The organism is Actinomyces ruminicola, assembly GCF_900103885.1.
Classification (GTDB): domain Bacteria; phylum Actinomycetota; class Actinomycetes; order Actinomycetales; family Actinomycetaceae; genus Actinomyces; species Actinomyces ruminicola.
In genome coordinates this window covers 1-13,473 of record NZ_FNIM01000022.1, presented here as the reverse complement: position 1 = coordinate 13,473, position 13,473 = coordinate 1, and the positions used below count along the sequence as shown (strand labels likewise).

15 protein-coding genes are annotated in these 13,473 nt (G+C 68.9%); 2 read left to right on the top strand and 13 right to left on the bottom strand.

The features are described from left to right. Nucleotides 1–15: 15 nt before the first annotated feature. The 6 genes from BLR49_RS12070 to BLR49_RS12045 all read right to left on the bottom strand — a co-directional run bounded on the left by BLR49_RS12070 (nucleotide 16) and on the right by BLR49_RS12045 (nucleotide 5,363). Nucleotides 16–837, bottom strand: a complete 822-nt coding sequence (locus BLR49_RS12070; RefSeq protein ID WP_092537956.1) for a TIM barrel protein — start codon at nucleotides 835–837, stop codon at nucleotides 16–18. Next, entirely contained in the window at nucleotides 834–1,856 is a 1,023-nt protein-coding gene (locus BLR49_RS12065; RefSeq protein WP_092537954.1) for a Gfo/Idh/MocA family oxidoreductase, read from the bottom strand. Before BLR49_RS12065 ends, BLR49_RS12070 begins: the two co-directional genes overlap by 4 nt. A 387-nt stretch (nucleotides 1,857–2,243) precedes the next feature. Continuing rightward, nucleotides 2,244–3,185, bottom strand: coding sequence for an ABC transporter substrate-binding protein (locus BLR49_RS12060; protein ID WP_218121359.1), 942 nt, complete (start codon nucleotides 3,183–3,185; stop codon nucleotides 2,244–2,246). Beyond that, nucleotides 3,182–3,859: an ABC transporter permease gene (locus BLR49_RS12055; protein ID WP_092537950.1), complete on the bottom strand. Its 678-nt coding sequence runs from the start codon at nucleotides 3,857–3,859 to the stop codon at nucleotides 3,182–3,184. Before BLR49_RS12055 ends, BLR49_RS12060 begins: the two co-directional genes overlap by 4 nt. Further along, on the bottom strand, nucleotides 3,856–4,515 hold the full coding sequence (locus BLR49_RS12050; RefSeq protein ID WP_092537948.1) for an ABC transporter permease: 660 nt from the start codon (nucleotides 4,513–4,515) through the stop codon (nucleotides 3,856–3,858). Before BLR49_RS12050 ends, BLR49_RS12055 begins: the two co-directional genes overlap by 4 nt. After that, nucleotides 4,512–5,363 (bottom strand): ABC transporter ATP-binding protein, encoded by an 852-nt coding sequence (locus tag BLR49_RS12045; protein WP_245690706.1) that lies wholly within the window; start codon nucleotides 5,361–5,363, stop codon nucleotides 4,512–4,514. The genes BLR49_RS12050 and BLR49_RS12045 overlap by 4 nt, the downstream gene beginning before the upstream one ends. A gap of 163 nt (nucleotides 5,364–5,526) precedes the next feature. On the opposite strand from BLR49_RS12045, the gene BLR49_RS12040 reads away from it, so the two are divergent. Beyond that, entirely contained in the window at nucleotides 5,527–6,129 is a 603-nt protein-coding gene (locus BLR49_RS12040; protein WP_092537988.1) for a PadR family transcriptional regulator, read from the top strand. Then, entirely contained in the window at nucleotides 6,129–7,127 is a 999-nt protein-coding gene (locus tag BLR49_RS12035; RefSeq protein WP_245690704.1) for a zinc-binding dehydrogenase, read from the top strand. The genes BLR49_RS12040 and BLR49_RS12035 overlap by 1 nt, the downstream gene beginning before the upstream one ends. A gap of 22 nt (nucleotides 7,128–7,149) precedes the next feature. On the opposite strand, the gene BLR49_RS12030 is transcribed toward BLR49_RS12035, so the two are convergent. From BLR49_RS12030 to BLR49_RS12000, 7 genes are all read right to left on the bottom strand, one after another. Beyond that, nucleotides 7,150–7,554, bottom strand: coding sequence for a DUF1304 domain-containing protein (locus BLR49_RS12030; protein ID WP_245690702.1), 405 nt, complete (start codon nucleotides 7,552–7,554; stop codon nucleotides 7,150–7,152). A gap of 129 nt (nucleotides 7,555–7,683) precedes the next feature. Then, a complete protein-coding gene (locus BLR49_RS12025) occupies nucleotides 7,684–8,367 on the bottom strand; it encodes a DUF1345 domain-containing protein (RefSeq protein WP_245690700.1) in 684 nt (227 codons plus the stop codon). Between the two features lie 68 nt (nucleotides 8,368–8,435). Continuing rightward, entirely contained in the window at nucleotides 8,436–8,879 is a 444-nt protein-coding gene (locus BLR49_RS12020) for a VOC family protein (protein ID WP_092537944.1), read from the bottom strand. Nucleotides 8,880–9,016: 137 nt separating this feature from the next. Further along, entirely contained in the window at nucleotides 9,017–10,444 is a 1,428-nt protein-coding gene (gene fumC, locus BLR49_RS12015; RefSeq protein ID WP_092537942.1) for a class II fumarate hydratase, read from the bottom strand. Nucleotides 10,445–10,573: 129 nt separating this feature from the next. Further along, entirely contained in the window at nucleotides 10,574–11,497 is a 924-nt protein-coding gene (locus BLR49_RS12010) for a purine-nucleoside phosphorylase (RefSeq protein ID WP_092537940.1), read from the bottom strand. Continuing rightward, nucleotides 11,494–13,014: a purine-cytosine permease family protein gene (locus BLR49_RS12005; RefSeq protein ID WP_092537938.1), complete on the bottom strand. Its 1,521-nt coding sequence runs from the start codon at nucleotides 13,012–13,014 to the stop codon at nucleotides 11,494–11,496. The genes BLR49_RS12010 and BLR49_RS12005 overlap by 4 nt, the downstream gene beginning before the upstream one ends. Before the next feature lie 171 nt (nucleotides 13,015–13,185). Then, on the bottom strand, nucleotides 13,186–13,473 hold a 288-nt coding region (locus BLR49_RS12000), incomplete at its 5' end, for an integrase core domain-containing protein (RefSeq protein ID WP_143013687.1).

The following is a 13,473-nucleotide window of genomic DNA, read 5'->3' as shown; positions in this document are numbered from 1 at the left end:
CAGGCGGGGATCGAATCAGTCGAGGATGACGGTGAAGGTGCGTACGAAGGCTTCTAGGGCGGCGTCGGAGACGGCGGTGGACCCGTTGGTCTCCGGGGCGCCGTCGCCGGTGGCCCAGGCCTCCATGCCGATGTTGCCGCGGTATCCCGCCGCGGCGATGGCCTCCGCGACGAAGCGGTAGTTGATCTCGCCGGTGCCGGGTTGGGCACGACCGGGTACGTCGGCGACCTGTAGCTCACCGATCCACGGCAGCGACTCGGTGGTGAGCGTGACAAGGTCCCCCTCGCCGATCTGGGCGTGGTAGAGGTCCAGGTTCATGCGCAGGTTCGGGTGGTCGACGGCGGCGACGAGCGCCCGCGTGTCGGAGGCCTTTGCGAAGGGGCAACCGGGGTGGTCGAGGGCGGTGTTGAGGTTCTCCAGGGTGAACACGCGCCCCGCCTTCTCCCCCAGCTCGGCCAGACGACGGCAGGTGTCGGCGGCCCGCAGCCACTCCGCCGGAGTGGGATTGGGATTCGCGACGACGGGGATGCCACCCTGTCCCAGGCCGGTGCCGTGGAAGTTCAGCACGGGACAGTCCAGGGTGTCGGCCGCCCGCAGGGACTCCTCGGCGGTGGACAGCAGGCGGGCGATGCCCGCGTCAGTGGTCAGGTCGCCCTCGATGTACCCGGTCATGGACACCACCGGTACGCCGGTAGCGCGCAGGGCCTTGAGGTCCTTGGTGGTCCAGTCCCAGATCTCAACGTTCAGACCGTGCGCGGCAATGGCCTCAACGCGTTCCAGGAAGGGCTTATCGAGGTAGATCATCTCGGCGCAGGCGGAAAGTGTGAAGGCGTTCATTCTGCAATCTCCTTAAGGGATATGGTGCGGTTCTCCTGCACCGAGAGGATGGCGGCGCGGGCCACACGCAGAGCGCGCAGGCCGGCCTCGGCTCCGGGGACGTCGACGTTCTCGCCGCGCACGGAGCGGACGAAGGCATCGAGTTCACCGACGTAGGCGGTGTGCAGTAGGTCGGTGTCCTTGCGGGACGTGTCCCACGAAGCGCCGTCGGCGCCGTAGTAGGTCATGTCGCTGGTACGGCCACAGCCAGCGGTCGCCATGCCCTTCGCGCCGAAGACCTCGGCGCGCACGTCGTAGCCGTAAAGGGCCTCGAAGCAGGCTTCTGCGGTGGCCATGGCACCGGTGTCGAACACCAGGGTGACCATGGCGGTGTCAATGAATCCGTCCGGCTTCGCGTCGGGACGCACGAGCGCATCGGCGTGGGCGGTCACGGAGACGACTTCGGCACCGGGGTTGAGCCAGAGCAGGGTGTCGAAGTCGTGGATGAGTGTCTCCAGGAACATGGTCCAGGGGGCGATCTTCGCCGGGTCGACGCTGAAGGGACCGGGGTCGCGGGTGACGGAGCGCATCTGTCGCACCTCCCCCACCCGACCGTCGGAGACCGCCGCGTGCGCGGCGGCAAAGCCCGGGGCGAAGCGGCGATTAAAGCCGACCTGCAGCCGCACGTCCGCCCGGGTGCAGGCGTCGATGGCCTCATGAGCATCCTCAATGGTGGTGGTGATGGGCTTCTCGGTGAACACGTGCTTTGCGGCCGTGGCGGCCGTGATGATCGCGGGCGCGTGCAGCGCTGCGGGGGTGGTGATGAGGACCGCGTCGAGGTCGGGGTCGGCCACGGCCTCTTCAATCGAGGGTATGGGCTGAGCGCCGAGCTCGGCGGCCAATGCCGCGGCGGCCTCGGTGCGCGGGTCGACCACGGTGGTAACGACGGCTCCCGGGACTTCTCGAGCGAGAGCGCGGGCATGGTGGCTGCCGATGCGGCCCGCACCCACCAGGGCGAGGTTGACGTTGGTGACGGTCATGATTGACTCCCTTGTCCGGCGGCCGCTTCGATGCTGCCGCTTGTGCTGACAAAAGGAACCTACAACGTTCTAGCACACAAATGGAAGATCACCGCCGTGATTCTAGAAGCCATGCGGATTTTCCCTTGATATAGCTACGCAAAACTGTAGAACGCTACCTTATCGTTCTAGTTCTAGGTGTGGGCGCTCACCTTGTCGTGCCCAGGACCGCCTGGGCGAGGCCAGCGTGTCATAGCGGCCGCTCCGGGCACGTTACTTGCGCCGGTCTCGGCGGCCACATCGACCAACCTCGCGGAGGACCGCGACGTGACAGACCGTGACTTCTACCGATCTCGGCACGTGACTTCTACCGATCTCGGCACGTGACTTCTACCGATCTCGCGGTGGTCAGGCGGACAGGATGCCCTGCTCGGTGAGCCAGTCGGTGGCGATGGTGGCGGAGTCGAGCTGCTCGTCCACCGAGCGGGCATTGAGGGAGCGCAGCGCCTCGGTGGTGAGCAGCGCGGAGACGGCGTTGATTGCGGTGACGGCGCCCGCATCGAGGCCGGCCGAGACGAGCGGGGTGACGTTCTGGGGCAGGATCAATGACTCCGGGTCCTCCAGCACCACCAGGTCGTTGGCGTCGATGGCCGGGGACGAGGTGTAGATGTCGGCCACCTGCACCGTTCCATCACTCAGAGCGCCGACGGTGAGCGATCCGCCGGAGTCCTCCACAGGATAGACGTCGGCGTCCACCCCGTAGACGGCCTTGATGCCCGTAGGGCCGTAGGGGCGGGTCTTGAACTCGGAGTTCGCCGCCACCATGACGGTGCCGCCGAGCTTGGCCAGGTCGCCGATGGCGACCAGCCCGTGCTCATCTGCCAGTGCGCGGGTGACGGTGTAGGAGTCCTGGTCGGTGGCCGCAGCGTAGTCGAGCACCATCAGTGTCTCCGGCAGCACCTTCGGCAGGGCGGCGTGTACGGAGTCGGCGTCGGTGGCCTCCGTCTCGGAGTCGTAGTACTGCAGCAGGTTGCCGCCGTACTCTGGCAGCACATCGATGGCGCCGGACTCGAGCTCGGGGAGGTAGACCTCGCGCTGCCCGATCTGATACTGGCGGTCGACGGTGAAGCCGGCGTTCTCCAGGGCCTGGGCGTACAGCTCGGCGATGATCTCATTGGAGTAGTACTGCTGGCTGCCCACCACGATGGTGGAGTCGCCGTCGGCCCCGCCGGAGGAGAACGGATCGGAGTTGGAGCACGCGGCCAGGGTCGCGGCCACGGCCAGCAGGCCGCCGCCGGCCAGGACGCTGCGACGAGTGAGCACCATGCGACTCGCAGCCTGGGGGTTCATGGGGCTTCCTTTCGGTTGCGCGCGCCGACCGGGGTGACGGCGCGCTGGAGGAGGGCGAAGAGGAGCTCGGAGAGTAGTGCCAGGGCGATGACTACGAGCGAGGAGGCCAGCATCATGCCGTAGTCCTGGGTCTTGAGCCCCAGGAACATCAATCGCCCCAGTCCGCCGGCGCCGGTGTAGGCGGCGAGCGTCGCCGTCGCGATCACCTGCAGGGTGGCCGAGCGCAGTCCACCCACGAGCAGCGGTGCGCCGAGCGGGATCTCCACGCGGGTCAGCAGCTGGGTCTCGCTCATGCCACTGGCGCGGGCGCCGTCTACGGCGACGGGATCCGCGGACTCAATTCCGGTGTAGGCACCGGCCAGCACACTGGGCAGGGCCAGGACGACGAAGGCGAGCATAGGCGCCGTCAGCCCTACGCCGAGGGCAAGCCCGAACAGGGTAATCAGGCCCAGGGTGGGTAGGGCACGCACGGCACCGGCCAGAGCGATGGCCGCGCCCCGGCCCCGCCCGGTATGTCCGATCCACCAGCCCAGCGGAACCCCGATGGCAGCGGCGACGGCGACGCCGAGCAGCGAGTAGCCGAGGTGCTGCACCAGCAGTCGTCCGATGCCGAGTGAACCGGACCAGTTGGCGGCGCTAAGGATGTAGGCGATCGCCTCGCCAAGGTAGTTCATGCCGTCGCCTCCTCTCGCACGCGGGCGCGGCGCGTCCACGGCAGCAGCGCACGCCCGCCCAGTACCACCAGGGCGTCGAGCACGACCGCGAGCAAAGCGGTGGTGACGATGCCGGTGAGGATCTCGGCGGTGATGCCGCGCTGGTAGCCGTCGGTGAACAGCCAGCCGAGGCTGCGCACGCCCAGCACCGCCCCGACCGTGGTCAGCGAGACCGTGGAGACGGTGACGACGCGCAGACCGGCGAGGATGGCAGGACCTGCCAGCGGTAGCTCCACCGTGGCGAAGCGGCGCAGTGGCGCCATGCCCATGGCGGTGGCGGCGTCGAGCACCCGCTGGTCGACGGCGTCGAGCGCGTCCACCGCAGTGGGCACCAGCAGCGCCAGCCCGTAGAGCGTCAGTGCCACCACCACGTTGAGGGTGTCGCGGATGCCGGTGCCGAGCACAACCGGCAGGATCACGAACAGTGCCAGGGAGGGGATGGCGTACAGCAGGGAGGCACCCGAAACGAGGATGCCGCGCAGCGGCCCCAGCCGCCGGGTCAAACGGGCGATCGGGATGGCCAACACCAGGGTCGCCCCGATCGCGGGCACCGCCTGCATCAGGTGGGCGATCAGGTAGGTTCCGATCACCGGTAGGTTGTTCAGGAACCAGGTCACGGACGCGCCTCCGTGTCCGCATCGATCCGTCCTAGGGCGCGACCGGCTCGGTCCAGGACCACCCGGCTGCCGGCGACGTCGGCCAGGCGCAGGGTGCGGCCGGCGTCGTCGAGGCCGAGGAAGCGGGCGACGAAGTCGTCGGCCGGATCGGCGAGCAATTGCGCACCGGTGCCGCGCTGCGCTATCTGGGCGCCCTCGCGCAACAGGATGATCTCGTCTCCGAGCATCAGGGCCTCGTCGACGTCGTGGGTGACGAAGATGATCGTCTTGGCGAGCTCACCCTGAATGCGCAGCAGCTCGCGCTGCAGGTCGCGGCGCACAAGGGGGTCCACGGCGCCGAAGGGCTCATCCATGAGGAGGACGCCGGGGTCGGCCGCGAGCGCGCGAGCCACACCGACGCGCTGGGCCTGACCGCCAGAGAGCTGTCCCGGGTAGCGGTCCGCCAGGTCCGCCGCCAGTCCCAGCATGTCCATCAGCTCGCGGGCGCGTGCCCGGGCCTGGGACCGGGCGGTGCCGTTCAGGCGCGGCACCAGGGTGATGTTGTCAAGCACGCGCCGGTGCGGCAGCAGTCCCGCGTTCTGCATGACGTAGCCGATGGACCGGCGCAGGGCCACCGGGTTGCCGTCCTGGACGTCCTCACCGTCGAGCAGGATCCGGCCGTCAGTGGGCTCGACCATGCGGTTGACCATGCGCAGCAGCGTGGTCTTGCCGCACCCCGAGGAGCCGAGCAGGACGGTTATGGAGCCGGCGGGAAGGACAGCGGAGAAGGACTCGACGGCCGCCCTCGAGCTCACGGAACCGTTGCCGACGGGCGCTGGGTAGCGCTTGGAAACGGCAGAGAATTCAATGGTGCTCGCCCCCGCCCCAGCAGCGGAGGCGGGCGCAGCCGGTTTTGCGGCCGGCGCCCCTGTCCTGGACTCCATACGGATGACTCCTCTCCCCGCCGTGCGACGACGTCGCTCTACCGTAACAACGGTTCCCAAATATGTCGATTCGAGGTAATGTGGTGTGGTGCTCGACCTCAAGATCCTGGGATTCCTCGCCGAGGGGCCACTGCACGGCTACGAGCTGCGCCGCCGCATCAACGAACTGGACGGGCCTGGCAGTCACCTGTCTGAGGGATCACTCTATCCGGCGCTGGCGCGGTTGGAGCGGGACGGCATGCTGATCCGCAGCGCCGAGCCCGGGGCCAGAGGACGCCCGCGCAAACGCCTGGAACTCACCGCGGCGGGGCACGAGCGTCTGCACGAGTTGCTGCGGCATCCGAGCGAGGCGGATGTGTCCTCCATGCCCCGATTCCTGATTCTGCTCGCCTTCCTGTCCCACCTGCCCGACCACGCCGAACGCGAGGCGGTGCTGCGGCGGCGTCTGGAGGCGTTGCGGGAGCCGGCGCCGGCCTTCTTCTACGACGACGGCACGCCGCGTCGTTCCAGCGCTGAACCCGATCCGTACCGGCGCGGCATGATCCGCGTAGTGGCCGCATCCCGCCGGGCGGAGATCGAATGGCTCCAGCAGGAGCTCAATGGCTCCGGCAAGGAGGTCAGCGCACCGGGTCCGAGCGGCAAGATGCCGGAGCACAGCACCACTCCCCCAAGAATCAGGAGCACCGTCTGATGGAGACCCTCAACGCCCCCGCGGCTACCATGTGCGCCGCCGTGCTGACCGCGCCCGGTATTGAGAACCTGCACGTCACGGACGTACCGGTCCCCCAGCCGCGGCCCGGCTGGGTGCGCCTGAAGGTCATGGCCTTCGGCCTGAACCGCAGCGAATACCACTCGGTCACGGGGCAGGCCGGCGGCATGAGCTACCCGCGGGTGCTGGGGATCGAGGCCTCCGGCGTGGTGGATCTGGATCCCGAGGGGCAGCTGGCTCCGGGAACCCAGGCGGTCACCATGATGGGCGGCATGGGGCGTGCCTTCGACGGCGGTTACGCCCAGTACGTGGTGGTGCCGCGCGAGCAGGTCATCACCTTCAGCTCAGGCCTGCCGTGGGAGGTCATCGGCTCGGTGCCCGAAACGCTCCAGACCGCCTACGGATCGCTGACCACCGGCCTGAATCTGCAACCCGGCCGGAGCCTGCTGGTGCGCGGGGGCACCTCGGCGCTCGGCCTGGCCACGGCTGCCCTCGCGCTTGACATGGGCTGCACGGTGTATGCGACCTCTCGGCGCGAGACCGGGCTGGAACTGCTCGCCTCCCGGGGCGTGGTCCCATTGCACGACGGCGGCGCCGTGGCCGAGCAGGTGCGCAGGCACCATCCCAACGGCGTGGACGCGGTGCTCGAGCTGGTCGGTGTGCCCACGCTGCGCGACTCACTGCTGGCGACCGCCGTGCACGGGACCGTGTGCTTCACCGGGATGCTGTCGGATGCGTGGACCATCAAGGACTTCTATCCGATGGACTGGATCCCCAACGGGGTGCGGTTGACCACCTACTCCGGCCAGGCCTCCGACCTGCCGGGAGCGGAGTTGCAGCGCGTGCTGGAGCGGATTGAGGCGGGCGCGCTGGACTTCCTGCCGGTGCACACCTATCCGTTGGCGGAGATCGTCCAGGCGCAGCGGGACATGGCGTCCGGCAGGCACACCGGCAAGCTCGTCGGGCTGCCCTGGGCCTGACGTACCGCTGCGCCCCGCAAGCTCAGTGCAGCAGGCCCGCTGCCAGGAAGACGACGGCGATCAGCGGAAACGCGCCCTGCTTGAGTGCCGCCGTGCGGTGTGCCGGGGACTTCAGGGCGAGCACCAGGGCGGCGGCGAGCATGGAGCCGACGCCGTACAGGGCCAGGGCCGTGCCCGCAGTGCGCCACGCGCCGGAGCCCAGGGTCATGAGCACGGCTCCGGCCAAGGCCTCTACTGCCAGGAACAGGTTGTAGAAGCCCTGGTTGTAGGCGTAGAAGGCGTGCGGCCGGGCCTGTTCGGCGGTGCCGCCGAAGGTCTTGCGGGCCAAGGGCCCCTCCCAGGCGATCGACTCCATCCAGAAGATGAGCACGTGCAGCGCCGCGGCGAGAACCGCGGCAAGAAGGCCGACGATGAGGAATGTATTCACAAGCCGGAAGCTTAAGCCCGCGCCGGTGTCGTACCCGTCGACGGTGCCATTCACACCCTGGTTTCACGGCTGGCGATGCCCTGGTTTCACGGCCGGCGATTCGGACGGCGCCACCCCACGGACCCCGTCTCAGCCCGTGATGAGCTTAAAGGCGATGGCCAGCACGATCGCGTTGTAGAAGAAGGCGAGGACGGAGTGAACCGCCACTGTCCAGCGCAGGCGCCGAGATGTCACTGCCGCATCCGATGTGGCAAAGGTGGTGCCCACGGTCAGGGAGAAGTACACGTAGTCGGTGAGATCCGGGTCCGCCGTAGCTGGGAACCTCAGGGCTGGCCCGTACAGGTGGTCCAGACGCTCGTAGTGCCGGGCATATCCCAGGTGGAGAAGCGCCCAGCCGAGCATCGCCGTGAGTATCGTGATCGCCGTGGCGGCGACTTGAAGTACCTGGGTGAGGGCGCTCGCTTGTGCCGCGCTGTATACGGCAGTCAATTGGTCAATCAGTTCCTGCGGTATGCCGATTCCGGTCAGCACGTTGAACAGGCCCACGAGCGCAGCTATGACCGGGGAGGTTCCCAGAAGAGCGATCAGCCACCGGGGCAGGCTGAGCGCAGGCTCCCGAATCTCAAGGTCGTCCGGCAGTACCCGGCGACGCCAGGCGGCCCACACCAGGTTAGTCACGTATATGAGGGCCAGGAGTACCCAGGCAGCCGAGCAGTACGCCGCCGGCTCGGTGTCACCTCCGATGATGGCCACCAGGCCGAGCACTATGAGGAGCGCCTCCACAATCAGGCCGACGATACTCGCTCGCGTCATGGTCGAAGCCTGCCACGAGCCTTGGCCGACATGCGGATAGGTCCTTGAGGCGTGGCGAATGCGGGGGATCAGACGCCGAGGCGCTCAGCCACCTCATCGGTGTAGTCCCCGGCGACGACCTCCACCCGATTGCCCTCGGGATCGAGCAGAACCGCCTCGTAGTAGCCGTCGCCGGTCTGTCGGGGGCCGTCAAGCACCGGTACCCCAGCGGCGCGGGCCCGCTCCGCCAGGTGGTCCACACTCGCCCGGTCCGGCAGCGCGAAGGAGATGTGCGCCCAGCCGAGCATCTCTCCCTCTGGGCGGGAGTCGACGTCAGGGCGGGACATGAGCTCCAGCCGAGCGTCCCTGCCGCCTGCCGACACGCCGTCGTCGAAGGTGATGATGTAAGTCCGCAGGCCGGTGCGGGGGTTGTGGTACTGGCCGTTGGCGTGTCCACCGAACCAGCGCAGGTAGAAGTCGCGGGCGCCCTCCAGGTCGGCGACCCAGATGGCGGCGTGGTCAATACGGGGCATGGCGGTCCTTTCAGGCTGTGGCGGCGTCGAGTGCGCACTGGCTGCAACCGGTCTGGCAGAGACGGCGTCCCCGGCGCCACAACTGGGTGCCACCGGGGACGCCGCCCAATTGCTTCAGGACGGACCGGCCGTCCGGCTCACTCGTCCGCGGCGGACGGGTGAGTCATGTCGACCGGAACCACCCAGGCGTCGAACTCCGCCTCGGTGACGAATCCCAGCTCGAGCGCGGACTCCCGCAGGGACAGACCCTTCTTGTGCGCGTTCTTGGCGATCTTGGAGGCCTTGTCATAGCCGATGTGACGGTTGAGGGCGGTCACCTGCATGAGGTTGGAGTCCAGGTTGGCCTGGATCTTCTCCCGGTTGGGCTCAATGCCGTAGGCGCAGTTCTCGTCGAAGGAGACGCAGGTGTCGCCCAGCAGCTGGATGGACTCCAGCACGCACCAGGCCATGACCGGCTTGAACACGTTGAGCTGGAAGTTGCCCTGGCTGCCGGCGAAGCCGACGGTGGCGTCGTTGCCGAAGACCTTGGTGGCGACCATGGTCATGGCCTCGCACTGGGTGGGGTTGACCTTGCCGGGCATGATTGAGGAGCCGGGCTCGTTCTCCGGGATGATCAGCTCGCCGATGCCGTTGCGGGGGCCGGAGGCGTACCAGCGCACGTCGTTGGCGATCTTCATCAGGGCGTCGGCCAGCACGCGCAGCGCACCGGAGACCAGTACGAGCGCGTCGTGGGCGCCGAGGGCGGCGAAGAGGTTGTCTGCCTGCTTGAACTCGATGCCGGTCTCCTCGCTGATCTTCTTGGCGGTCAGCTCGCCGAACTTCGGGTGGGCGTTCAGGCCGGTGCCGACGGCGGTTCCGCCGATGGCCAGCTCGCGGGCGCGGGAGTCGGCGTAGCGGATGCCGTCCAGCGCGAAGTCGATCTGGGCGACCCAGCCGGAGATGACCTGGCCCAGGCGGATCGGGGTGGCGTCCTGCAGGTGGGTGCGGCCGACCATGACGACGTCGTCGAACTCCTTGGCCTTGGCGTCCAGGGTGTCGCGCAGCTGCTGCACGCGCGGGTACATGGCCGCCAGCTCGGAGACGACGGCGATGTGCATGGCCGTGGGGAAGGTGTCGTTGGAGGACTGGCCGCGGTTGACGTGGTCGTTGGGGTGCACCGGGGTCTTGGAGCCCATCTGGCCGCCGGCCAGTTCGATGGCCCGGTTGGAGATGACCTCGTTGGCATTCATGTTGGACTGGGTGCCCGAGCCGGTCTGGAAGACGACCAGCGGGAAGTGGGAGTCGAGCCCGCCGGAGATGACCTCGTCGCCCGCCTGGGCGATCAGGTCGGCAATGTCTTGGGGCAGCTCGCCGAGTTCGGCGTTGGCCAGGGCGGCGGACTTCTTGAGCACGCCCAGCGCCCGGATGAGGGGGCGGGTGAGCACGAAGGTCTCGCGGCCGATGTTGAAGTTGTGCAGGGAGCGCTCGGTCTGGGCGCCCCAGTAGCGGTCGGAGGCGACCTCGACGGTGCCCATGGAGTCTGATTCGGTGCGCGTCGTCGCGCTGGTGGTGTTCTCAGGTGCCATGCCTCCAAGGCTAGTCGGATGAAGCGGCACGCGGGCGGGGACGGGCGTCCTATGTCCGAACCTGCGGCCGGGTGCGCGCGCAGCCGCGCGCCCCGGCCGCGGGCGGGGCGCACTCCCCGCCCGCGGCGCTCACAGGGCGGCCAGCACCGCCTCGACGCCGACCGCGAGGGTGCGGTGAGCACCAGCCACCAGGCGCACGACTTCATCGGGATCGGTGGGTTCCTCGGCGAAGGACAGGTCGGATACGACGCTCATCCCGGCCGCGCGCACGCCCAGCTGGTGCAGAGCGATGGCCTCCAGAATGGTGGACATGCCCACGCAGTCGGCGCCCAGGGCCGCCAGCATGCGGGACTCGGCCGGCGTCTGGTACTCCGAACCGCGCACCATGGCGTAGACGCCGGTGCGCTGGGTGCGCGCGCTCAGGGCGGCCGTCAGCTCCGGGTCCCACAGTACGCGCTGGTCGACGAACACGGTGCCGCTGAAGGGCGAGGCGCCGGACAGGTTGAGATGGTCGGTGATGGTCATGACGTCCCCGATCTCCCAGTCCCGCAGGCAGCCATTGGCGTTGATCAGGACGGCGGCGCGCACGCCGGTGGCCGCGGCGGCCCGGACCAGGGCGACGACGGCAGCCGGTCCGCGCCCCTCGTAAAGGTGGGTACGCCCGTGGGCCACCAACACGCGCACGGTGTGAGGCGTCGTCGCCGGGTGCCCGGGCCCGTCCTGCCCGGTCGGCGCTATCGGGAGGGGCCGCGCATAGGAGTCGAGCCGGTCCACGTGCCCGGGGGCGGTGGGCGCGGCGATGCCGGGCAGGTCGGACAGCGGCAGCGACGCCGTCGGAGCGCCCCAGTCGTCCAGGGCCGCGTCCGCGCCCGAACCGAGTACCACCAGCAGGTCGTGGCGGGCGACGCCAGTGCGCCGGGCGATCTGGTGGGCGGCCTCCAGGGCCGGTCCGGGGCCGTCGGCGCCCCCGGACTCGGTGAGGGCGGCGAGCAGCTCGGCGGGAACGCCGTCGGGCCCCGGGGAGGGCTGTGGGGTGGGGGCGACGGGGCTCATGCTCGCTCCCCCGCCTGCTCCTGGGCGCGCACGCGTCGGCGGCCGAGAATGAGGTGCCCGATCAGGCCGATCAGCAGCGCGGCCAGGACGCCTAGGTTCGCCCCGGCCCAGGCGCCGTCGTGGCCGCCCAGCGGACCGAGCAGGTAGCCCTGCCAGCTCAGCCAGGAGGCCGCGGAGTTGACGACCAGGCCCCAGCCGATGCCGGCGCCGACGACTACCAGCGCGATCGCCTCCAGGTTGACCGAGCCGTAGACGCCGTCGGGGGTGAACAGGGCGGCCTCGTCGTAGTCGCGCCTGCGCAGGCACACCTCGGCCAGCATCACACCCGCCCAGGCGGCGATGACCACGCCGAGGGTGGTGAGGAACCCCTGGAAGGGCCCGAGGAAGTCATCCGCGCCGAAGATGACGGCGATCGTGCCCAGGGTCATGATGGTCGCGTCAATCGCGGTGGCCACGTGCCGCTTCACGGGCACCCCGGTGGCCAGCAGTGACAGCCCCGAGGAGTACAGGTCCATGATGATGCCGCCGGCGAGCCCCAGGATGGCGACCACGGCGAAGGGGATCAGGAACCAGGTGGGCAGAATGGTGGTCAGCGCGCCGATGGGGTCGGCGTCGATGGCGGTGCCGAGCTCGGGGTCGGAGCCGACCAGCATGATGCCGGCGACGACGAGGATCACCACGGGCAGCGAGGAGCCGGTGGTGGTCCAGGCGATCACGCCGGTGGTGGAGGCCCTGCGCGGCAGGTAGCGGGAGTAGTCGGCGGCGGCGTTGACCCAGCCCAGGCCGAAGCCGGTGGCGACCATGACCAGGGCGCCGATGAAGGCTGCCGCCGAGCCTGCCGGGAGCGCGGCGAGCGCGGCGAAGTCGATCTGCGGGGAGACGAGCACCAGGTATGCGACCGTGAGTATGCCCGTGGCCCAGGTGATCCAGGCCTGTACCCGCATGATGGTGTCGAAGCCGAGGATGCCGGCGCTGGCCGCGAGCCCCACGGTCAGCAGGAAGCCGACGATCTGCGCGCCGAGCTCGTTGTGCCAGCCGAGGGCCTGCAGCACCGTGGCGGAGGCGAGGCTCGCCGAGACGCACAGCACGGTCTCCCAGCCGACGGTGAGCATCCAGGAGATGGCGGCGGACAGGCGGTTGCCGTGGTAGCCGAAGGCGGCGCGCGACAGGGCCAGGGTGGGGGCGCTGCCGCGCTTGCCGAGCACGGCGATGAAGCCGCACAGCAGGAAGGAGACGATCACGCCGACGACGCCGGCGACGACGGCCTGCGCGAAGGACAGGCCGAAGCCGAGCACCCAGGCGCCCCAGGACAGTCCGAGCACCGAGATGTTGGCGGCGAACCAGGGCATGAACAGGTCGCGGGGACGCCCCTTGCGCTCGGACTCGGCGATGACGTCCAGGCCCGCGTTCTCAATGCGGGAACCGGCGTAATCCGCGTCGGTGGCCGACTGGGGACCGGGCGCGGCGGTGGCGGTGGCAACCGGGGAATCAGTTGGGGAGGAGGGGGCGTCTGTCATGGCGGTCAACCTATCGCACCAGCGGCGGGCGTTATCGGCACTGGGTCATCCCTGGTTTGGACCGCACGCGTCGGTTTGGCCCCCTTACGTCGGTTTGGACCGCCCACGCGGCACTGTGATGTCTCAGTGGAATGCTGGGTGTTTTTTGGACACGGTGTTGTTGTGTGTTTGTCAGGCTGCTTTCGGGGTGGCGGCCTGCTGTAGTTCGCGTTCGAACTGGTTGGGTGTGCGGTACCCGATCCCCGAGTGCAAACGTCTTTGATTATAGGTCAATTCAATCCACGCCGCCACATCCCTTATCGCCTTATCCCGCGTGGGGTAGACCATACGATACACGCGCTCATTCTTCAATGTCGCGTTGAACGACTCCGCCCACGCATTGTCCCAACACACCCCCGTACGCCCCACCGACGGCCGAATCCCATAAGAGGCCAGGTGGTCGGCGAAGGCCTGGGAGGT

Coding starts and splice junctions, on each gene's coding strand:
- BLR49_RS12070 (WP_092537956.1), bottom strand. CDS start 837: ATGAACGCCTTCACACTTTCCGCCTGCGCCGAGATGATCTACCTCGAT.
- BLR49_RS12065 (WP_092537954.1), bottom strand. CDS start 1,856: ATGACCGTCACCAACGTCAACCTCGCCCTGGTGGGTGCGGGCCGCATC.
- BLR49_RS12060 (WP_218121359.1), bottom strand. CDS start 3,185: ATGAACCCCCAGGCTGCGAGTCGCATGGTGCTCACTCGTCGCAGCGTC.
- BLR49_RS12055 (WP_092537950.1), bottom strand. CDS start 3,859: ATGAACTACCTTGGCGAGGCGATCGCCTACATCCTTAGCGCCGCCAAC.
- BLR49_RS12035 (WP_245690704.1), top strand. CDS start 6,129: ATGGAGACCCTCAACGCCCCCGCGGCTACCATGTGCGCCGCCGTGCTG.
- BLR49_RS12025 (WP_245690700.1), bottom strand. CDS start 8,367: ATGACGCGAGCGAGTATCGTCGGCCTGATTGTGGAGGCGCTCCTCATA.
- BLR49_RS12020 (WP_092537944.1), bottom strand. CDS start 8,879: ATGCCCCGTATTGACCACGCCGCCATCTGGGTCGCCGACCTGGAGGGC.
- fumC (WP_092537942.1), bottom strand. CDS start 10,444: ATGGCACCTGAGAACACCACCAGCGCGACGACGCGCACCGAATCAGAC.
- BLR49_RS12010 (WP_092537940.1), bottom strand. CDS start 11,497: ATGAGCCCCGTCGCCCCCACCCCACAGCCCTCCCCGGGGCCCGACGGC.
- BLR49_RS12005 (WP_092537938.1), bottom strand. CDS start 13,014: ATGACAGACGCCCCCTCCTCCCCAACTGATTCCCCGGTTGCCACCGCC.